The sequence below is a fragment of the Mycobacterium sp. RTGN6 genome, assembly GCF_033804605.1.
Classification (GTDB): Bacteria; Actinomycetota; Actinomycetes; order Mycobacteriales; family Mycobacteriaceae; genus Mycobacterium.
On the sequence record NZ_JAPZKZ010000006.1, the window covers coordinates 55,334 to 74,148 of the forward strand.

The window sequence follows — 18,815 nt, forward strand, 5'->3', positions numbered from 1 at the left end:
ACTAAGCCTTCGCGTCCGTCCGGCCCGCGCCGCACGCGGATTGAGGTCACATTCGCCCATTCCGCTGGACTCGGGCTGATTGCAACCGTCGACGAACCGCGTTGGGCGACCTACCGTCGCGGCGTGCGACTGTTCGTGGCGGGCGAGGCGAAGGACGACTGGACCGAGCTGACGACGGGGGGCCGCCGCGCAGTTCGCCTTGCGGCACCCGATCTCCAGCGCGCCCAACGAGGTGCGGCGCGCATCAGGGCCGAGCACGACGTGGCCGTCATCCTCGACATCGCGGTGGCCGTGCCCGGCGACTTTCGCACCGCCCGCGCGACGCTGGCCGCGGACGACGAGCAGACGGTGCGGTACACGGGCACCGTCGACGGGCTCACCGGCCTAGTGGCCGACATCGAGCTGGCTGGCGTCGCGGACGGCGTCACGCTGATCCCGGTTGGCCCGCGGCAGGACCTCCGCGGAGTGGGCCGCGACGTGCTGAACCGGCTGGCCGTGCGGGGTCGGGCGTCGGCTTAGTCGGCGCGACGCTCGAACCGCACGACGTCACGCCAGCGGCCTCCCCGCGCTTCGAGGAACGCGAAGCCCGCGGGTTCGGCGAGCTCCCGCAGCTCCGTCACCGTCAGCCGGTCGGGATCGGGGAAGGACTCCTCGAACACTAGGACCCCGCCCGGTTTGATGACTCGGGCGAGTGAGTTCAGGCAGGCCGGCTGGTCCGGCACCTCCCCGATGACCTCGGCGAGGAACGCCACGTCGAAGGTGGCGTCGGCGAAGGGGGTTGCCAGCTGTTGCGGGTTGAGTGGTCGGTAGTTGTCGGGGGTGTGCTGTAGGAACGAGAGCATGAATTTGGCGGTGAGGGCTGAGCGCAACGGTGTTGCGCTGGTGACGGCGTATCGCTGGTATCACGCTGGGCTGTTGCCGGTTCCGGCCCGACGAGTAGGTCGGCCGATCCTCGTCAACGATGCGGCGGCCGAGACGGCCCGGCACGGGCGGACGGCGGAGTACGCGCGGGTGTCGTCAGCGGGCCAGAAAGCCGATCTGGATCGGCAGGTGGCGCGGGTGACCGCGTGGGCCACGGACCAGCAGATCCCGGTCGACAAGGTCGTGACCGAGGCGGCCTGAGGTGGCGAAGTTCGAGATTCCTGAGGGCTGCACGGTGCAGGCGTTCCGGTTCACGCTGGATCCGACCGAGGACCAGGCCCGCGCGTTGGCGCGGCATTTCGGTGCTCGTCGCAAGGCATACAACTGGACCGTGGCCACCCTGAAGGCCGACATCGAGGCGTGGCACGCAACCGGTCTCGCGGCAGCGAAACCGTCGCTGCGGGTGCTGCGCAAACGCTGGAACAGCGTCAAGGACGACGTGTGCGTCAACGCTGAGACCGGTGTCGTGTGGTGGCCGGAATGTTCGAAAGAGGCCTACGCCGATGGCATCGACGGCGCGGTCGACGCGTACTGGAACTGGCAGACCTCCCGATCCGGCCTACGTGACGGCAAACCGATGGGTTTCCCCCGCTTCAAGAAGAAGGGACACGACGCCGATCGGGTGTCGTTCACGACCGGCGCGATGCGGGTCGAGCCCGACCGACGGCACCTCACACTGCCGGTCATCGGCACCGTCCGCACACATGAGAACACCCGCCGGATTGAGCGGCTCATTGCGAAAGGCCGGGCGCGGGTGCTGGCAATCAGCGTGCGGCGCAACGGTACCCGGCTGGACGCGAGCGTGCGAGTGCTCGTCGAACGCCCCCAACAGCCGCGGGTGGCCCTTCCTGATTCACGGGTGGGTGTCGATGTGGGTGTGCGTCGTCTGGCCACCGTTGCTGACGCTGACGGCACGGTGCTTGAACAAGTGCCCAATCCACGCCCGCTTGATGCAGCTTTGCGCGAGTTGCGGCACGTCTGCAGGGCGCGGTCGCGCTGCACGAAGGGCTCACGGCGTTACCGTGAGCGCACCACACAGATGTCCCGGCTGCATCGCCGGGTCAACGATGTCCGTACCCACCATGTGCATGTCCTGACGACGCGGTTGGCTCAAACTCACGGCCGGATCGTTGTTGAAGGTTTGGACGTGGCGGGGATGTTGCGGCAAAACGGCCTTCCGGGTGCGCGCGCACGTCGGCGCGGGCTGTCCGATGCCGCCCTAGGTACCCCGCGCCGGCACCTGTCGTACAAGACAGGCTGGTACGGATCGGCACTGGTGGTGGCCGACCGGTGGTTTCCGTCGTCGAAAACCTGCCATGGCTGCGGCCATGTGCAGGACATCGGATGGGCCGAACATTGGCAATGCGAGGCCTGTTCGATCACGCACCAGCGTGATGACAACGCCGCCGTGAATCTCGCACGCTACGAGGAAACATCTAGCGTCGTCGGCCCAGTCGGGGCCGCCGTCAAGCGTGGAGCCGACCGTAAGACCGGGCCACGCCCGGCAGGTGGCGATGAAGCGCGGAAGGGACGCAGCCGCACGGCTGCCGACCAACCCCGAGATGGGGTGCGAGTCGCGTGACCACTAAAGATCACTCACTCGCAACGGAACGGGGCGCCCGCTTCACCTGCGTGGAAGCCGACGTCGACGTAGCCAGCGCGTTCGAGGTTGCGACGCGCCTTCTCGAGCATCTCGGGTTGCACGTCGAACGGCTCGAGCCGACCGGTCGTCAGCCGGCGGACCAACTCGGTGCTGTAAAACCCGGGCCGGGTCCGAGTTCCAGGGCGTGCTCGTCGCCCTTGAGGCCGATGGCGTCGACGACGTCGGACGGTTTCGCGTACGCCCGGTGTACCGGGTTGTCGAGGAAGACGGCGGCTTGAACTTAGGCTAACCAAACCTTCGGCACGTGCAAGGTCGTCGACTAATTCACTTTCGCTATCAATGACCGGAAAATCGGTCTTGGACACGTATGGATTGGGGCCATAGCGTTGGCCAGGTGACAGCAACGATCCCCGATTCCAGCCAGCTGACCGGGCAGATGATCATCGCCGGAGTTCCCGTCTCGGGCACGGGTGAGCAGATTCGTGGCTTCGACCCCGCCGCGGGCGTCGTCTTGGAGCCCGCCTACCGCCACGGCGACGCCTCACACGTCGAGGCGGCATGTGCCGCAGCGGCCGCCGCGTTCGCCGCCTACCGGTCGACCACCTCCGAGCAGCGCGCCCAGTTCCTCGAAGCCGTCGCCGCCAACATCGAAGCCCGCGCCGCCACCATCATCGCCCGCGCGGTCGCAGAGACGGGTCTGCCCGAGGGCCGCATCACCGGTGAGGTTGGCCGTACCACCGGTCAACTCAGGCTCTTCGCGGCCGTGCTGCGCGAGGGTAGTTGGACGGGTGCGCGCATCGACCCCGCCCAGCCCGATCGAACTCCCTTGCCGCGAGCCGATATTCGCCAGCGCGCCGTCCCGCTGGGACCCGTCGCCGTGTTCGGCGCGAGCAACTTCCCGCTGGCGTTCTCTGTGGCCGGAGGCGACACCGCATCGGCCCTGGCCGCCGGCTGCCCCGTCGTGGTCAAGGCGCACGATGCCCATCCGGGCACGTCGGAGCTGGTCGCCCACGCCATCGCCGACGCCGTGGCCGCCCAAGGGCTTCCCGCCGGGACGTTCTCACTGCTCTTCGGTTCGGGTCCTGGGCTTGGCACCGCACTCGTCACCGACCCACGAATCAAGGCCGTCGGGTTCACCGGATCCCGGTCCGGCGGAACGGCGCTCGTCGCGGCCGCCGCAGCCCGGCCGGAGCCGATCCCGGTGTACGCGGAGATGAGCTCGATCAACCCGGTGTTCCTGCTCGACGGAGCGCTTACGACGCGGGGCGCCGACCTCGGACGCGCATTCGTCGCCTCACTCGTGATGGGTTCGGGCCAGTTCTGCACCAACCCCGGACTGGTCATCGCCGTCGACGGCCCCGGCCTCGACGCGTTCGTCACCGCGGCGCGCGATGCGCTGGCCGGGTCGGCGGCCACCCCGATGCTGACCCCGACGATCGCCGAGAGTTATGCCGCTGGTGTCGGCGCGCTGAGTGCCGAGGCCGATCTGCTCGTCCGCGGCGACGCCGGCGACAATGCCACGGCCTGCCGCGCCGCGTTGTTCAGCACCGACGCCGCATCCTTCCGGAGCTCGGAAGTGTTGCAGGCCGAGGTGTTCGGGGCGTCGAGCCTGGTGGTCCGATGCGCCGACGCCGACGAGATGAACGTCGTGGCAGCCGCTTTGGAAGGGCAGTTGACGGCGACCGTCCACGCCGACGAGTCCGACTACCCCGAGGCGGCCCGGCTGCTGCCGACTCTCGAGACCAAGGCCGGGCGCATCCTGTTCGACGGCTGGCCCACCGGCGTCGAGGTCGGGTATGCGATGGTCCACGGCGGACCCCATCCGGCGACGTCGGACTCGCGCACCACCTCCGTCGGAGCACGCGCCATCGAGCGCTTCCTTCGGCCGGTGGCCTACCAGGACGTGCCGAAGGCATTGCTGCCCAGCGTGATTGCCGACGGCAACCCCGACGGGCTCTGGCGTCGCATCGACGGCCAACTCACCAAAGACTGACTCTCACCCAACCCAGCGAGGAGCTCCACGACATGCTTGACGGCGTACTGTTCTTCCCCGTCACCCCGTTCACCGAGTCGGGCGACGTCGACCTGGCCAAGCTGGTCGAGCACGTCGCCAACGGCGTCGACGCCGGACCCGGTGGAGTGTTCGTCGCTTGTGGCACAGGCGAATTCCACGCGCTGGAGGCCGGTGAGTTCGGCGAGATCGTCGCGACCGCCGTCGAGGCGACCGGCGGCCGGGTACCGGTCTACGCAGGGGCGGGTGGGTCCGTCGCGCAAGCCAAGGTCTTCGCCAGGGTGGCGGCGCAATCCGGCGCCGACGGGTTGCTGCTGCTTCCGCCCTACCTCGTCACGATGCCTCAGCAGGGGCTGGTCGACTACACCCGTGAGGTCGCCGACGCCACCGACCTTCCGCTGATCGTGTACAACCGTGCGAACGCCCGCTACACCGAAGCATCGGCCGTCGAGGTGGCGCAGTTCCCCAACGTCGTGGGGTTCAAGGACGGCACGGGTGACATCGACCGGGTCGCCCGGATCGTGCGGGCCGTCACGGATGCCCTGGTGCCGTCGGGTAAGCCGTTCCAGTTCTTCAACGGGCTGCCCACCGCCGAGGTGTCCCAGCAGGCGTATCGGGCCATCGGCGTCACGCTGTACTCGTCGGCCACCTTCGCGTTCGCTCCCGAACTGGCGCTGGCGTTCTACGAAGCATTGGAACGCAACGACGAAGCCACCACCGCGGCGCTGCTGCGCGAGTTCTTCCACCCGCTGGTGAGGCTGCGCGACACCGTGCCCGGCTACGCCGTGTCGCTGATCAAGGCCGGCGTAACGATGGAGGGCATCGACGCAGGCCCGGTCCGGGCGCCTCTGATCATGCCGTCGCCGGAGGATCTCGCCGAACTCGCGCAGATCTTGGCGGCGGGCCGTGCGGTGATCGCCGACGAACTGGCAGCCGTGCGGTGATGAGCGCTTGCGCGAAGAACAGAGGATCCTGATGGGCGCCAGCCGGATTCGCATCACGGGGGCGCGGATCACGCCCGTCGCGTTCGTCGACCCGCCACTGCTGAACACCGTCGGCGTGCACCAGCCGTTCGCGCTGCGGGCGATCATCCAACTCGACACCGATGCGGGGCTGGTGGGGCTCGGAGAGACCTACGCCGACGCCCGGCACCTGGGCCGACTGCAATCCGCCGCCGACGCGATCACCGGGCTGGACGTGTTCGCGCTCAACGCGATCCGCGCGGCGATCGCCGACCGGCTTCGCGGTGACGACGCCGCCGTGGGTACCGCCGGAATGATCACCTCGGCGAGTGCCGTCGACCAGGTGCTCTCGCCGTTCGAGGTGGCCTGCCTCGACGTACAGGGCCGTGCCACCGGCCGTCCGGTGTCGGATCTGCTCGGCGGACTCGTCCGCGAGTCCGTGCCGTTCAGCGCGTACCTGTTCTACAAGTGGGCCGCCCATCCCGGCCGTGAGGCCGATCCGTGGGGGGAGGCCCTCGATCCGGCAGGCATAGTCGCCCAGGCTCAGCGCATGATCGGCGAATACGGTTTCACCGCAATCAAACTCAAGGGCGGCGTGTTCCCGCCCGACGAGGAGATGAAGGCCATCGAGGCGCTGCACGACGCGTTTCCCAGCCACCCGCTGCGGCTGGACCCCAACGCCGCCTGGACGCCACAGACGTCGATCAAGGTGGCCTCCGGACTCGCGGGGATCCTCGAGTACCTCGAAGATCCGACTCCCGGCCTCGAGGGCATGGCCGAGGTCGCTTCGCAGTCACCGATGCCGTTGGCCACGAACATGTGCGTCGTCGCGTTCGATCAGCTGGCGCCCGCTGTCGCCAAACAGTCGGTGCGCGTTGTGCTTTCCGACCACCACTACTGGGGCGGCCTTCAGCGCTCGCGGTTGCTGGCCGGCATCTGCGATACATTCGGGCTCGGCCTGTCGATGCACTCGAACTCCCACCTGGGCATCAGCCTGGCCGCAATGGTGCACCTCGCGGGCGCCACCCCGAACCTCACCTACGCCTGCGACACGCACTGGCCGTGGAAGACCGAAGACGTCGTCAAACCAGGCGTGCTCGAGTTCCGGGACGGTTCGGTCGCCGTCCCGACGACGCCCGGGCTCGGCATCGAGCTCGACGACGACGCGCTCGCGGCGCTGCACGAGCAGTACGTCAAGTGCGGACTACGCGACCGGGACGACACCGGTTACATGAAGGGCATCAACCCGGATTTCGAGGCCGTCAGCCCACGCTGGTAGCTACACTCATGCACCATCGGTGCGACGGACGCGCCGACTCATACTGGGAGTGCATCGGTGTTTTCCTTGGCCAGGCTGTCGTGCTTCGTCGCCGTCGCTGAGGAACTGCACTTCGGACGGGCCGCCGAACGGCTCCACATGACTCAGCCGCCGCTCAGTCGGCAGATACAGCAGCTCGAGGGCGAACTCGGCGTGCAACTCATCGATCGCACCACGCGCACGGTGATGCTGACCCCGGCCGGGGTGGCCTTCTTGCCCGACGCCCGCCGCATCCTGCAGCTCGCCGAGGGGGCGGCGCAGACCGTGAAGCGCATCCCCGCAGGGGATCTCGGCACCGTCGTCGTCGGTTTCACGGCAGCGTCGGCCCACGCGGTGCTGCCCCGCCTGTTGGAGCGGGCGCGCGAGAAGCTGCCCGACGTCAAGCTCGAACTGCGCGAGATGGTCACGGCCGTGCAGATCGAAGGGCTGATGACGGGCGAACTGGACCTCGGCATGGCGCGCCCGCCCCTGAACCGGCCCGGCCTGGTGTCCCGGCCGCTGCTGCACGAACAGCTCATCGCCGCGCTTCCGCAGGACCATCCGCTGGCAGGGCTCACTCGGCAGCTGACGCTGGGCGACCTCGACGGCCAGGACGTCATCATGTACTCGCCGGTGCAGGCCAGGTACTTCAACGAGTTGTTGATCAGCACGTTCACCATCGCGGGCGCGACACCGCGCTACGTGCAGTACGTCACGCAGGTGCACACCATGCTGGTGCTCGTCCGGTCGGGGATCGGACTGGCACTGGTGCCCGCGTCGGCGGCGACGCTTCATCCCGACGGCGTCGTGTTCCGTTCGATCGGGGCCTTCCGGGAGCGTCCGGTGGAGCTCGACGCGGTGTGGCGCGGCGACAGCTCGAACCCCGCGTTGCTTCGCTTGTTGAGAGACGTCCTGCCGCAACGTGAATGGACGACGGACGAGTTGGTCGAGGACGTCGTCGGTTAGCGGGCAAGTCACGCGACGGCAGGTGCCGGACGGGTCGCGAACTCGAGCAGCGGCGTCAACCAACCCCGACGCCGTGGCCTCCACACGCTCTGTTGACTCACCGGCCATGCGTAGGCCGGCTCGCCATACCGGATCAAGTCGGCCAGCAGTGGCTCGCTCAGCGCCCGCGCGGACGAGGTGTAGAGGTCGTCGATCCTGGCGCGGATCACCCCGTGGTCGATCAGTCGGCCCATCTTGCTCTCGAGCTCGATGACGTCGGCCACGCCAAGGCCGACGATCGGATAGCGATCGGGCAGTACGTGTTTCAGCGAAAGCAACGCCTGTGGGCCGCGCGCCCTGGGATGACCGATCAGCCGGGCGAGGAACGACAACCGCCCCAGCGCGAGGGCGCCGTCGAGCACCAGCGCGTGGGCGTACAACACCCGCATCAGGACGACGTTCATGAAGAAGCGCTCGACGGGCGACTCGAGCGCGGCCAGTGCCGAGTGCGCCAGGTAGCCGGCCACGACGCTCGCGTTGTGTGCGCCGTACCAGGACCGTGCGGACGGCGATTCGAAGAACGCGACCCAGCGTCCGACCGTCGGTCGCGATGGACTCCCGCCGCCGCGCTGGACGAGGAGTTTCGCTTCGACCGCGTCGCGCAGCAGGTCCTCGTTGACCGCGCGCCACCACGGGCTGCCGGGCGCGTCGGCGTCCATCGCGTTGAGCACCCCACGCGCCTGCTGCCATCGCATGAAGGCGACCACTGCCTTCCGGTAGGGCCGATACCGTCGGCGGCCAAACGCGTAGGTGTCGGCGGCAAGTCGGATCCGAGCCGCGGGGTCGTCGCGCACCTCGGCGACCATGCGCCCGGCCACGTCCGCCACGCTGCCGGTGGTCATTTCGTTGCGGCGACGGATCGAGGCGCTCGGGCGGGGCGCAGCATCCGGCCACTGATGAGCGCACCGACCCACCCGGGGCTGAGCCGTGAGCCGGTGGCCAGCAACCGGTTCCGCAGTCCCGGCACGACGATCGGCCGGCCGCGGTCCATCGCTCGAAGTCCTGCGGCCACAACGGGTTCGGGTGCGGCGAGTCGCTGGTAGATCGCGGTCTGCGACACGTCCGCCTCCAGTGCGTCGACGAACCCGGTGCGCGTGGCACCTGGGCACAGCGCGGTCACGGTGACGCCCGTGCCTCGCGTCTCGGCCCACAACGCCTGACTGAACGACAGGACGAACGCCTTGGATGCCCCGTAGGTGGCCTGGTACGGCCCGGGCTGAAACGCGATGGTCGAAGCGACGTTCAGAATCCGCCCATGGCCGCGGGCCAGCATTCCCGGCAGCACCGCGTGCGTGAGACGCACCAACGCGTCGACGTTGACGGCGATCAGGTCGCGGTCCCTGGCCGGGTCGATCTCCTGCAGCGGGCCGTAGGTGCCGAAGCCCGCATTGTTGACCAGGACGTCGACCGTGCGCCCGCCGAGCACGCCGACGAGGGCGTCCACCCCAGTCGCACTGCCGAGGTCGCCGACGACCACCTCGACGTCGACGCCAGGAGCCAGCTGCCGAACCCGCCGCTGGACCTCCGTCAGGCGCACTTCGTCTCGTCCGGCCAGCACCAGTGGCACACCGCGCGCGGCGAGCTTCTCGGCGAACAATGCGCCAAGGCCCGAGCTCGCGCCGGTCACTACGGCCCAGCCGGCTTCCTGTTTCTTCGACATGTTCGAACCCTCCTGATTGATGTTGACGACGTTCACATAAGTTGATGTTAACATCGATAACATGGTTCGTCGAGAGAAGCTTCCCGAGCGCTCGGACGAGCAGCGGAACACCTATCACCACGGCGATCTGAAGCGGGCGCTCACCGAGGCGGCGTTGGGTCTGGTCGCGGAGAAGGGGCCCAAGGGCTTCACGCTCAGAGAGGTCGCCAGGCGCGCCGGAGTCAGTCCCGCTGCGCCGTACCGCCACTTCTCGGACAAGGCTCAGCTGGTGGCTGCGGTCGCCACTGCCGGCTTCATCCAGCTTCACGACGCGCTCGACGCCGTCGCCGCTGAGAAGTCCGACCTGGTCCGGCAGACGCTCGACATGGGCCGGGCGTACGTGCGCTGGGCGGTCACCCACCCCGACTACTACCAGGTGATGTTCGGCGCCGAGCTCGACAAGGTACACAACCCCGAGCTGCTCATCGCGGGTGAGCGCGCCTTCGACGACCTACTGGGCGCCATCGCTGCCTGTCAGCGGGCGAACCTCCTGCCCGCCGGCGATCCGCGCGAGATCGCAGGTCCGGTGTGGTCATTGATCCACGGAATCGCGACGCTCGCCATCGGGAGCGACTTTGCCCACGTCGGCATCACCGACGATCCGCAGGAGCTGGCCGAACGTGCGCTGACCGAACTGCTCTTCGGCGGCCGCTGATCCGCATCGACGAACACGGCGAAAGCGCTTGTGTGGCAAGAATGCAGGGCTAGCGTCGGATGGACAGTGTTCTAGGGAGTTGACATGGGACGACACCGACAAGACCGCGACAGGGACGTCTACATCCAGCAGCCGCCGCCGCGCCCCGCGCCACAGGCGCACGTCGCGTGCGGTTGCAACTGCGGTACCTGCCAGAGCGGGCACTGCCACAACATGGCCAGCGGCTGCAACGTCAGGTGAGCTGACGCCCTAGCCGGACGTCGAAACGGGCATCGGCACCGGGGTGACCAGGTCCCCGGTACGCAGAAAGCGGTCGAGGTTGCGCAGCGTGAGGTCCTCCATCGCCGCGCGCGTCTCGACGGTGCCGCTCGCGACGTGCGGTAGCACCACGACGTTGTCCATCGTCAACAGCGCCTCGGGCACGTTCGGCTCGTCGGCGAACACGTCGAGTCCGGCCCCGGCCAGCAGGCCCGCTTCGAGTGCCTCCACCAACGCGACCTCGTCGACGACGCTGCCGCGCGCGATGTTGACCAGAAACCCCTCCGCGCCGAGCGCCGCGATGACGTCGCGATCGACGAGCCGTTGCGTGCCTGCGCCGCCGGCGGCGGCCACGACCAGCACGTCGACGCGCTCCGCCAACTCCACCGGCGACGACACGTACTCGTACGGCGAGCCGTCGACCGGACGCCGATTGTGGTACGAGATCGTGCAACCGAAAGCCTTGAGGCGCAGCGCAATAGCGCCTCCGATCCGGCCGAGTCCGATGATCCCGACGCGGGTGTTGCTCACCTGCCGAGTCAGCGGGTAGTTGCCCTCGGCAGGCCAACGGCCCGCCCGCACGTACCGATCCGCGGCGGAGAACTGCCGCATCACGTCGATCGTCAACCCGACGGCCGTGTCGGCCACGCAGTCGGTCAGGACGTCGGGGGTATTGCTGACGCCGATCCCGCGCGCCGCGGCGGCGTCCACGTCGGTGGTGTCGTATCCGACTCCGAAGTTCACGACGGCGCCGAGGTTCGGCAGTGCCGCCATCAATGCGGCGTCCACCCCCGTTCGACCCGACGTCACCACCACGCCGACCTCCCGGCCGTGAGACGACAGGAACGCGTCGCGCGCGGCGGGTTCGTCGGGCAGCACGCTGGCCCCGTATTCGGCCATCAGGGTCTGCGACAGGGACGGCTTGAGCGGCCCGACTTGCAGGACGGATCGAGCCTGCGGGGTGTCGTGTTCGGTACTCATGATGAGCACCACGCTACGACGACCTGCGAATACCCGTCCAACTCCGAATTGGTATGGACTTATAGCGAAACGGCATGACTATGCATTTCGTAGTGCCTGCACGGTATCGCCGATCCAGAGTCAAGTCCGAACCCCCAGGTCAGTCGCCATTTTCAGCGCGCTAAAGCAGGTCTGGCAGCAATGGTCCGAGCCGGTTTTGGGCCATTTCGCTGGGGTTGACGCTCTCTCGACGCCGTCCTTACCGTGTGTCTGCGATCACACGCTCCATCTACATACGTGGACGTAACAACAGCAGCCCGGAGGATCCATGAGCCCCGCAGCACGCATCCCGCGGCGCCGCCGCATCACGGCGGCCCTAGTCCTCGCCGGACTCGCGGTTGCCGCCAGCGGCTGCACCGTAGCCAACTCGGGCCACGGTGGCTACGACGTCAACACCCTGCGCATCGTGCTGCAGGAGGAACCGCCGACCCTCGAGCCGTGCGAGAGCTCGCTGACGTCGACCGGCGTCGTCGTCCGCTCCAACATCACCGAACCGCTCGTCGAACGGGATCCGAAAAGCGGTGACCTGCAACCGCTTCTGTCCACGGGGTGGCGTCAGAGCTCGCCGACCGAATGGACCTTCGACATCCGCAAGGGCGTCACCTTCTCCGACGGATCACCCTTCACCGCCGCCGACGCCGCATTCTCCATCGACCGCGCGGTGAATTCCGACCTGCAGTGCAACGTGGACGGATACGTGTTCGGCGACGAGAAGCTCGTGGTGGCCGCACCCAACGACACCACCGTGACGGTCGGCACCGAGAAGGTCGATCCGATTCTGCCGCTGCGGATTTCGTTCGTCGAGATCGTGCCGCGCTCGACGAGCACCACACAGAAGGTGCGAGAGCCGATCGGCACCGGCCCCTACGCCATCCAAGACTGGGAGTACGGCCAGAAGCTGCGCCTGGTGCGCAACGACACCTACTGGGGCAAGAAGCCCGAGTTCGCCCACGCCGAATACCAGTGGCGCAGCGAGGGAAGTGTGCGCGCAGCGATGGTCGTCAACGACGAAGCAGACATCGGCACCTTGCTCGGTCCGGAGGACGGGGCAGGCGACCTCGGCGTGGCGTTCCCCAACAACGAAACAACCGCGCTGCGCATCACGGGCACCGAAGCGCCGCTGAACGACATCCGCGTCCGCCAGGCCATCAACTACGCGATCAACCGCACCGGCATCGTGAAGGCATTGTTCCGGGGGATGGGTGAGCCGGCCGCGCAACTCATTCCCGAAGGGGTCGTCGGCTACAACTCGGATCTGCAGCTGTGGCCGCATGATCCGGAGAAGGCCAAACAGCTCGTCGACGAGGCGCGGGCCGCCGGTGTGCCCGTCGACAAGCAGATCCGACTGATCGGACGTACCGCACAGTTCCCGAAGATCACGGAGACCATGGAGGTCATCCAGAACGAGCTGAGCCAGGCCGGACTCAACGTCAAGATCGAAATGATGGACACGGCGGGCCAATTGCAATATCAACTGCGGCCCTTCCCGGACAACAGCGGCCCGTTCGTGGCGCTGATCATGCACGGCAACCAGGCCGGTGATGCAGCGTTCAGCGTCGACCAGTACATGCGCACCGACGGCGCGCAAAACGGCTACGGCACACCTGCTTTCGACCGCGAGATCGAAGCGGCGGGAGAACTCACCGGTCAACAGCGGCAGGACGCATACGCCAAGCTGTTCGCCGAGGAACCCAACGAGGTCGCGCAGTTCGCGTACATCGCGCACATGAACGGTGTGCTCGCCAAGTCGGCGCGCGTCGACTATCAGCCCAACTCCGCGACCGGCGACGAGATGCGTCTCTCCGAGATGCGTTTCGCGTCCGCCGACCGCACCGACCAGCAGTGACAAACGGGAGGCCGTAGCCCATGTTTTCGTTCGTTCGCCGCCGGATGTACACCAGCGCACTGCCATTGATCATCGTGCTATTGGGTGTCTTCCTGCTGGCCCGGCTCACCGGTGATCCCACCAACCTCTATCTGCCCGAGTCTGCGACCCCGGACCAGCGCGCGGCCTTCGCCGCCAAGAATGGCTTCGACCAGCCGTTGTTCACGCAGATGGTTGATTACTTCAAGGGTGTCATCCACCTCGACTTCGGCACGTCGATGCGTACCGGCGAGTCGGCATCGGAGATGGCGTTCCGCGCCTTCCCTGCCACGCTTCAACTCGCCTTCACCACAATGCTTCTCGCCATCGTCGGTGCCATCGTCATCGGGTGCTGGGCCGCCTACCGGCCCAACTCGCTGGCCGACCGGTTCTCCAGCCTGCTGTCGATGACCGCCGCCAGCATCCCCGACTTCTGGTTCGCGATCACCGGTGTGTGGCTCTTCGCGGTCCTGCTCGGCGTCCTTCCGACGTCGGGAGTCGACAGCGGGGTGCTGTCCTGGATCCTTCCGATCGCCACCCTGATGATCCGTCCACTCGGCGTGCTCACCCAGGTGGTTCGAGGGGCGATGGTGTCCGCGCTGTCCGCGCCCTACGTGCGACTGGCGCGCAGCAAGGGCGCCAGCGACCTTCGGGTCGTCACCCACCACGCGCTGCGCAACGCCGCGGCGCCTGCGCTCACCGTCGCGGGCGATCTGGCCGTCGGGTTGATCAACGGCGCCGTGGTCGTCGAGGCGATCTTCGGATGGCCCGGCATCGGCAAGCTGATGATCGACGCGATTCTGCAACGCGACTTCGCGGTCCTCCAAGCCGCCGTGCTGCTCACCGCCGTCAGCATCTTCGTGCTGAACATCGCCATCGACGCCTGCTACGCGCTGCTCGATGCCCGTGTCCGCGAACCGGCGAAGGTCTAAGGGAGACAGAAGAATGAGTACTCAAATCGATCTGATCCCGGTCAAGCCGACGACCGCCATCGTCGGGGCGGACGACGCCGGTCAGCGCAAGTCCGGCCGCTCGCTCTGGTTCCGCATGCTGATCAACGATCGCGTGGCCGCCTGCGCCGCGGCCGTACTGGCACTGGTCTTCCTCACCGCCCTGATCGGCCCGATGGTGATGGGCAACCTGGCCACTCACATCGACCTCGACAACTCGAATCAGGCGCCGTTCACCTTGGCGCATGGATGGGCCAACGTGCTGGGTACCGACCCGCTCGGACGCAGCATGCTGGCCCGGCTCATCGTCGCCTGCCAGACCACGTTGTCGGTGGCCATCCCCGCGGTCGTCATCTCAGGGGTGGTGGGCTCCGTGATCGGGATGTGGGCCGGCTACTACCGCGGCTGGCGGGAGACGATCGCCATGCGGGTGGCCGACGTCATCATGAGCTTCCCATCGCTGCTGCTCGCGGTGGTGGTGCTCTACGTGTTCTCCCCGAGCGCCGCGAACATCGTTCTGGTGCTGGCGATCACGCGCATCCCGGTCTACCTGCGCACTGCACGTGCCGAGTCGGCCGAACTGTCCAGTCGGGTGTTCGTCGACGCCGCAAGGACGTTCGGTGCCAGCGGCACCTCGATCATCACGCGGCACGTACTGCCGATCGTGCTGCCGACCTTGCTGACCGTCGCGACGCTCGACTTCTGCTACGTCATGCTGGCGGAGAGCTCCTTGAGCTTCCTGGGCATCGGCATCCAGCCGCCGGACGTCAGCTGGGGTCTGATGGTCGCGCAGGGCCGCACCTACCTGCACACCGCCTGGTGGCTGTCGTTCTTCCCCGGCCTGGCCATCGTCATCACGACGGTGTCGGCCACCATCCTCGCCGCGTGGGCCCGCATTGCGACGGACCCAGCCCAGCGGTGGAGGCTCACGGTTCCCCAGAAGCGTCTGTCCCGCTTCACCAAGACCGGAAAGGCCATCTAGTGACCGCTGTCGCCGAACACCCGTCCGCCGAACGCGTCGACGCCGACCCCGCCCTTCGGGTCGAGGATCTGACCGTCGACATCCGCACCATCTCCGGCACCGTGCGCGCCGTCGACCACGTGACGTTCGCGGCCCACCGCGGCGAAACCCTGGCACTGCTGGGCGAATCCGGTTGCGGCAAGTCGATGACCGCCACCGCGCTCGTCGGGCTGCTCGAGCCTGTCGCCGAGGTGACCTCGGGAACGGCAGAGCTCGCCGGCCGGAACGAAACGGCAGACCTGCTGGCCCTCGACCGCAAGAAGCGCAGGCAGATGGCGGGCACCGAGCTGGCCATCGTCTTCCAGGACGCGCTCACCGCGCTCAACCCGCTGTACACCGTCGGTACCCAGCTGGCCGAGCCGTTCCGCATCCACCACGGCATGAAGGCCAAGGAGGCCAAGCGCAAGGCCGTGGAACTGATGGCGCGCGTGGGGATTCCGCAGCCACAGGAGCGGATGAACTCCTACCCCCACCAGTTCTCCGGCGGCATGCGGCAGCGCCTGCTGATCGCGATGGCGGTCGCGCTCAACCCCCGGGTGCTGATCGCCGACGAACCAACGACGGCGTTGGACGTCACCGTGCAGGCGCAGATCATGGCGCTGCTCAAGAGCCTGCGCACCGAGTACGACATGGCCGTCGTACTCATCACCCACGACCTGGCACTGGTGGCCGAGGAAGCCGACCGCGTCGCGGTGATGTACGCGGGAAATGTCGTCGAAACCGGTTCGGTGGCCGAGGTATTCGCCAACCCGAAGCACCCCTACACCAAGGGGCTGCTCAACTCGGTCCCCGTCAACGCCGAACGCGGCGCGCACCTGAAGTCGATCGGCGGCGCCCCGCCGGACCTGCACTCCATTCCGGAGGGTTGCGTCTACCAGGCGCGCTGCCCGCTGGCCAGCGACGTCTGCCGCAGCACGCGGCCCACCCTTGCGCCCGTCGGCGCCAGGCGCAAGTCGGCATGCCACTTCCCCGAGGAGGTCACCAATGTCTGAACAACAACTGCTGTCCGTTCGCGGCCTGACCAAGTCCTTCCGGGTACCCGGAAGCAAGGGCAAGCTGTGCGCACTCGACGGGATCGACCTGGACCTGGCTCGCGGACAGACGCTTGGGCTTGTCGGCGAATCGGGTTGTGGCAAGTCCACATTGGCGCGCACGCTGATGATGCTGGAGCGCCCCGAGGCGGGCACGGTGACTTTCGACGGTATCGACCCGTTCGCGCTGCGCGGCAAGGACCTGCTGAAGTTCCGCAGGCGGGTGCAGATGGTGTTCCAGGATCCCTACGCGTCATTGAACAGTCGGATGACGGCCGGCGACATCATCGGCGAGCCGTGGCGAACCCACAAGGGGCTGTACAAGTCCAAGCGCGACCGCGACATGCGCGTGCGGGGCCTGCTCGATCTGGTCGGGCTCGGCGCCAAGGCCGCCGACAAGTACCCCCAGGAGTTCTCCGGCGGGCAGCGTCAGCGCATCGGCATCGCCAGGGCGCTTGCGCTCGACCCCGACGTGATCATCTGCGACGAACCGGTGTCTGCGCTCGACCTCTCGATCCAGGCGCAGGTACTCAACCTGCTCAACGAACTGCAGCAGGAGCTGAAGATCTCCTACGTCTTCATCTCCCACGACCTGTCGGTCGTGCGTCACGTCGCCGATCACGTCGCGGTCATGTACCTCGGCAGGATCATCGAAAACGGGGCGACGGAGGCGGTCTTCGACACGCCGCAGCATCCGTACACCGCCGCCCTGGTGTCGGCCGCCCCGAAACTGGACGCGGCACAGCGCGGCGAGCGCATCCTGCTGAAGGGTGAGGTGCCGTCGCCCGTCAACCCGCCGTCGGGCTGCCGCTTCCGGACCAGGTGCTGGAAGGCCACCGACGTGTGCGCGCAGGAAAGGCCGCCGGTGACACTCGATCTCAAGGTGACTGGGCACTCCGCCGGATGCCACCATCCGCTGACGGAGCACGAGCCTGCGTTGTCTCGCACGGCATGAGCGGTTTGGGCGTGGCCGACTACACCGTGATCGCGGTCGCGGTCCTGTTGGCGTCGTGCCTGCAGGCCTCGATCGGCTTCGGCATGGGGATGCTCGCCGCACCCGTTGTCGCGCTGATCGACCCGAGCCTCATCCCCGGCACCCTCATCATGCTGGCGACGCTCGTCACCTTGCTGGTGGTGATCCGTGAGCGCACGGCGATCGACGTGAGGGGCACCGGCTGGGCGCTCGTCGGGCGGGTGCCCGGCACCATCGCGGGGGCGCTGCTTCTGGCCGCGATACCCGAACGCGCACTGGCGATTCTGATCGCGTGCGTCGTACTCGTCGGGGTGGCCGTGACGAGCGTGGGATGGATTCCGGTGCTGCGCCGACGCAACCTGATGCTCGCAGGCGCGACGTCGGGCGTGCTCGGGACGGCGACCTCGATCGGCGGGCCGCCCATGGCGCTCATCTGGCAACGCAGCAGCGGGGCGGAACTGCGCGGCACGATGAGCGGCTTCTTCCTCATCGGTTCGGTCATGTCGATCGCGATGCTGGCCCTGACGGGAGCGGTCGACTCGGAGACCTTCCGCGCGTTCGCGTTCCTGATCCCCGCGACGATCGGCGGCTACGCGTTGTCCCGTTGGGCCAACCGACTTCTCACCGCACCGCGGCAGCGCTGGACGGCCATCGTCGTGTCGGCCGTCGGTGCCACCGCGTTGATCGTGCGTGAGGTAGGTGTGTTGTGACCGAGCTGTCGTCCTCCTCGCGGGCGGGCGTCAAGTCGGCCGTGCGCACCGTCGAGCTCCTCGAGTACCTCGCCGCGCGCCAGGACCGTCCGGCGCGCATCCGCGAGATCAGCGCCGCACTCGACATGCCGCGTAGCAGCGCCCACGCGTTGTTGCGCACGCTGATGGCGCAGGGTTGGGTGCGCTCCGACGACTCCGGAGCGCTCTACGGCATCGGGATCCGGGCGCTGCTCGTCGGCACGAGCTACCTCGACAGCGATCCCTACCTGCCGCTGATCACGCCGTTCCTCGACGACCTGCGCCGGGACTTCGACGAGACGTTCCACGTGGGCAGACTCGACGGTTCCGACATCGTCTACCTCGCCACCCGCGAGTCCCGGCAGTACCAGCGCACGACCAACCGGGTCGGACGCCGGCTGCCAGCGCATGCCACGGCGCTGGGCAAGGCGCTGCTCGCCGAACGCTTCGGCCCCGAGCTCGCCCGTCATGTTCCGGAGTCCTTGCAGGCGCTCACCCCGCGCACGATCGTCGACGAGGCCGAACTCACCGAGGCGCTCGAGACCGCCCGGGTACGCGGGTACGCCACCGACGACGAGGAGAACACCGACGGGTTGCGCTGTTTCGCCGTCGCACTGCGTTACACCCGGCCTGCGCAGGATGCGATCAGCGCGTCGATCCCGGTCGCGCGGCTGACCCCCGAGCGCGAACGGGACATCGTCGAGGCCCTGTGCATGGTGGGGGACAAGGTGACTCGCGTGCTGCGGCCCGTCGCCAACGGCGACAAGTGGTTCGCGCAGTGACGAGCAGTTCGACAACCATCAACGAGCGTTTGGAG

At 67.8% G+C, this 18,815-nt stretch carries 18 protein-coding genes and 2 pseudogenes; 15 read left to right on the plus strand and 5 right to left on the minus strand.

The window, feature by feature from the left end; all coding sequences use genetic code 11:
* Positions 1-123 precede the first annotated feature (123 nt).
* Positions 124-519 (plus strand): hypothetical protein, encoded by a 396-nt coding sequence (locus SLQ33_RS15715; RefSeq protein ID WP_319454799.1) that lies wholly within the window; start codon positions 124-126, stop codon positions 517-519.
* On the opposite strand, the pseudogene SLQ33_RS15720 reads toward SLQ33_RS15715, so the two are convergent.
* Positions 516-776: pseudogene (locus tag SLQ33_RS15720) on the minus strand (class I SAM-dependent methyltransferase); the annotation flags it as partial. The gene SLQ33_RS15715 and the pseudogene SLQ33_RS15720 sit on opposite strands and share 4 nt — an antisense overlap.
* 64 nt (positions 777-840) lie before the next feature.
* Here SLQ33_RS15720 and SLQ33_RS15725 point away from each other — a divergent pair.
* Both SLQ33_RS15725 and tnpB read left to right on the plus strand, forming a co-directional pair.
* Positions 841-1,113 (plus strand): annotated as a pseudogene (locus SLQ33_RS15725) (recombinase family protein); the annotation flags it as partial.
* A gap of 10 nt (positions 1,114-1,123) precedes the next feature.
* Positions 1,124-2,503, plus strand: coding sequence for an IS607 family element RNA-guided endonuclease TnpB (gene tnpB, locus SLQ33_RS15730; protein WP_319454801.1), 1,380 nt, complete (start codon positions 1,124-1,126; stop codon positions 2,501-2,503).
* A gap of 14 nt (positions 2,504-2,517) precedes the next feature.
* Here tnpB and SLQ33_RS15735 read toward each other — a convergent pair whose 3' ends face one another.
* The gene (locus SLQ33_RS15735; RefSeq protein ID WP_319454802.1) at positions 2,518-2,667 is read right to left on the minus strand and encodes a hypothetical protein; all 150 of its coding nucleotides are present in this window, start codon (positions 2,665-2,667) and stop codon (positions 2,518-2,520) included.
* 224 nt (positions 2,668-2,891) lie between these two features.
* On the opposite strand from SLQ33_RS15735, the gene SLQ33_RS15740 reads away from it, so the two are divergent.
* From SLQ33_RS15740 to SLQ33_RS15755, 4 genes are read left to right on the plus strand one after another with little or no spacing between them, the layout of a single operon-like run.
* Complete coding sequence (locus SLQ33_RS15740) at positions 2,892-4,517, plus strand: aldehyde dehydrogenase (NADP(+)) (protein WP_413653752.1); 1,626 nt, start codon at positions 2,892-2,894, stop codon at positions 4,515-4,517.
* Positions 4,514-5,479, plus strand: coding sequence for a 5-dehydro-4-deoxyglucarate dehydratase (locus SLQ33_RS15745; RefSeq protein ID WP_319455152.1), 966 nt, complete (start codon positions 4,514-4,516; stop codon positions 5,477-5,479). Before SLQ33_RS15740 ends, SLQ33_RS15745 begins: the two co-directional genes overlap by 4 nt.
* A 31-nt stretch (positions 5,480-5,510) precedes the next feature.
* Positions 5,511-6,776: a glucarate dehydratase family protein gene (locus SLQ33_RS15750; RefSeq protein WP_319454804.1), complete on the plus strand. Its 1,266-nt coding sequence runs from the start codon at positions 5,511-5,513 to the stop codon at positions 6,774-6,776.
* A gap of 57 nt (positions 6,777-6,833) precedes the next feature.
* Positions 6,834-7,760, plus strand: coding sequence for a LysR substrate-binding domain-containing protein (locus SLQ33_RS15755; RefSeq protein ID WP_319454805.1), 927 nt, complete (start codon positions 6,834-6,836; stop codon positions 7,758-7,760).
* 8 nt (positions 7,761-7,768) lie between these two features.
* Here SLQ33_RS15755 and SLQ33_RS15760 read toward each other — a convergent pair whose 3' ends face one another.
* Both SLQ33_RS15760 and SLQ33_RS15765 read right to left on the minus strand, forming a co-directional pair.
* Positions 7,769-8,641, minus strand: a complete 873-nt coding sequence (locus SLQ33_RS15760; RefSeq protein ID WP_319454806.1) for a hypothetical protein — start codon at positions 8,639-8,641, stop codon at positions 7,769-7,771.
* The gene (locus SLQ33_RS15765; protein ID WP_319454807.1) at positions 8,638-9,459 is read right to left on the minus strand and encodes an SDR family oxidoreductase; all 822 of its coding nucleotides are present in this window, start codon (positions 9,457-9,459) and stop codon (positions 8,638-8,640) included. Before SLQ33_RS15765 ends, SLQ33_RS15760 begins: the two co-directional genes overlap by 4 nt.
* Positions 9,460-9,520: 61 nt before the next feature.
* Here SLQ33_RS15765 and SLQ33_RS15770 point away from each other — a divergent pair, with 61 nt between their 5' ends.
* Positions 9,521-10,153 carry a TetR/AcrR family transcriptional regulator gene (locus tag SLQ33_RS15770; protein ID WP_319454808.1) on the plus strand — a complete coding sequence of 211 codons (633 nt, stop codon included), beginning with the start codon at positions 9,521-9,523 and terminating at the stop codon, positions 10,151-10,153.
* A gap of 249 nt (positions 10,154-10,402) precedes the next feature.
* Here the strand turns inward: SLQ33_RS15770 and SLQ33_RS15775 are convergent, their stop codons facing one another.
* Positions 10,403-11,392 carry a 2-hydroxyacid dehydrogenase gene (locus SLQ33_RS15775; protein ID WP_319454809.1) on the minus strand — a complete coding sequence of 330 codons (990 nt, stop codon included), beginning with the start codon at positions 11,390-11,392 and terminating at the stop codon, positions 10,403-10,405.
* A gap of 307 nt (positions 11,393-11,699) precedes the next feature.
* Here SLQ33_RS15775 and SLQ33_RS15780 point away from each other — a divergent pair, with 307 nt between their 5' ends.
* Genes SLQ33_RS15780 through SLQ33_RS15810 form a run of 7 tightly spaced genes read left to right on the plus strand, consistent with a single transcriptional unit; the run spans position 11,700 to position 18,780 of the window.
* The gene (locus SLQ33_RS15780) at positions 11,700-13,277 is read left to right on the plus strand and encodes an ABC transporter substrate-binding protein (RefSeq protein ID WP_319454810.1); all 1,578 of its coding nucleotides are present in this window, start codon (positions 11,700-11,702) and stop codon (positions 13,275-13,277) included.
* A gap of 20 nt (positions 13,278-13,297) precedes the next feature.
* On the plus strand, positions 13,298-14,227 hold the full coding sequence (locus tag SLQ33_RS15785; RefSeq protein ID WP_319454811.1) for an ABC transporter permease: 930 nt from the start codon (positions 13,298-13,300) through the stop codon (positions 14,225-14,227).
* Between the two features lie 13 nt (positions 14,228-14,240).
* Positions 14,241-15,227, plus strand: coding sequence for an ABC transporter permease (locus SLQ33_RS15790; protein ID WP_319454812.1), 987 nt, complete (start codon positions 14,241-14,243; stop codon positions 15,225-15,227).
* Entirely contained in the window at positions 15,227-16,258 is a 1,032-nt protein-coding gene (locus SLQ33_RS15795; protein ID WP_319454813.1) for an ABC transporter ATP-binding protein, read from the plus strand. The genes SLQ33_RS15790 and SLQ33_RS15795 overlap by 1 nt, the downstream gene beginning before the upstream one ends.
* Positions 16,251-17,252 carry an oligopeptide/dipeptide ABC transporter ATP-binding protein gene (locus SLQ33_RS15800; protein WP_319454814.1) on the plus strand — a complete coding sequence of 334 codons (1,002 nt, stop codon included), beginning with the start codon at positions 16,251-16,253 and terminating at the stop codon, positions 17,250-17,252. Before SLQ33_RS15795 ends, SLQ33_RS15800 begins: the two co-directional genes overlap by 8 nt.
* The gene (locus SLQ33_RS15805) at positions 17,249-17,980 is read left to right on the plus strand and encodes a sulfite exporter TauE/SafE family protein (protein ID WP_319454815.1); all 732 of its coding nucleotides are present in this window, start codon (positions 17,249-17,251) and stop codon (positions 17,978-17,980) included. The genes SLQ33_RS15800 and SLQ33_RS15805 overlap by 4 nt, the downstream gene beginning before the upstream one ends.
* A complete protein-coding gene (locus SLQ33_RS15810) occupies positions 17,977-18,780 on the plus strand; it encodes an IclR family transcriptional regulator (RefSeq protein WP_319454816.1) in 804 nt (267 codons plus the stop codon). The genes SLQ33_RS15805 and SLQ33_RS15810 overlap by 4 nt, the downstream gene beginning before the upstream one ends.
* The last annotated feature ends 35 nt before the right edge of the window (positions 18,781-18,815 follow it).

Coding starts and splice junctions, on each gene's coding strand:
- SLQ33_RS15740 (WP_413653752.1), top strand. CDS start 2,892: ATGGATTGGGGCCATAGCGTTGGCCAGGTGACAGCAACGATCCCCGAT.
- SLQ33_RS15750 (WP_319454804.1), top strand. CDS start 5,511: ATGGGCGCCAGCCGGATTCGCATCACGGGGGCGCGGATCACGCCCGTC.
- SLQ33_RS15760 (WP_319454806.1), bottom strand. CDS start 8,641: ATGACCACCGGCAGCGTGGCGGACGTGGCCGGGCGCATGGTCGCCGAG.
- SLQ33_RS15765 (WP_319454807.1), bottom strand. CDS start 9,459: ATGTCGAAGAAACAGGAAGCCGGCTGGGCCGTAGTGACCGGCGCGAGC.
- SLQ33_RS15770 (WP_319454808.1), top strand. CDS start 9,521: ATGGTTCGTCGAGAGAAGCTTCCCGAGCGCTCGGACGAGCAGCGGAAC.
- SLQ33_RS15775 (WP_319454809.1), bottom strand. CDS start 11,392: ATGAGTACCGAACACGACACCCCGCAGGCTCGATCCGTCCTGCAAGTC.
- SLQ33_RS15780 (WP_319454810.1), top strand. CDS start 11,700: ATGAGCCCCGCAGCACGCATCCCGCGGCGCCGCCGCATCACGGCGGCC.
- SLQ33_RS15785 (WP_319454811.1), top strand. CDS start 13,298: ATGTTTTCGTTCGTTCGCCGCCGGATGTACACCAGCGCACTGCCATTG.
- SLQ33_RS15790 (WP_319454812.1), top strand. CDS start 14,241: ATGAGTACTCAAATCGATCTGATCCCGGTCAAGCCGACGACCGCCATC.
- SLQ33_RS15800 (WP_319454814.1), top strand. CDS start 16,251: ATGTCTGAACAACAACTGCTGTCCGTTCGCGGCCTGACCAAGTCCTTC.
- SLQ33_RS15805 (WP_319454815.1), top strand. CDS start 17,249: ATGAGCGGTTTGGGCGTGGCCGACTACACCGTGATCGCGGTCGCGGTC.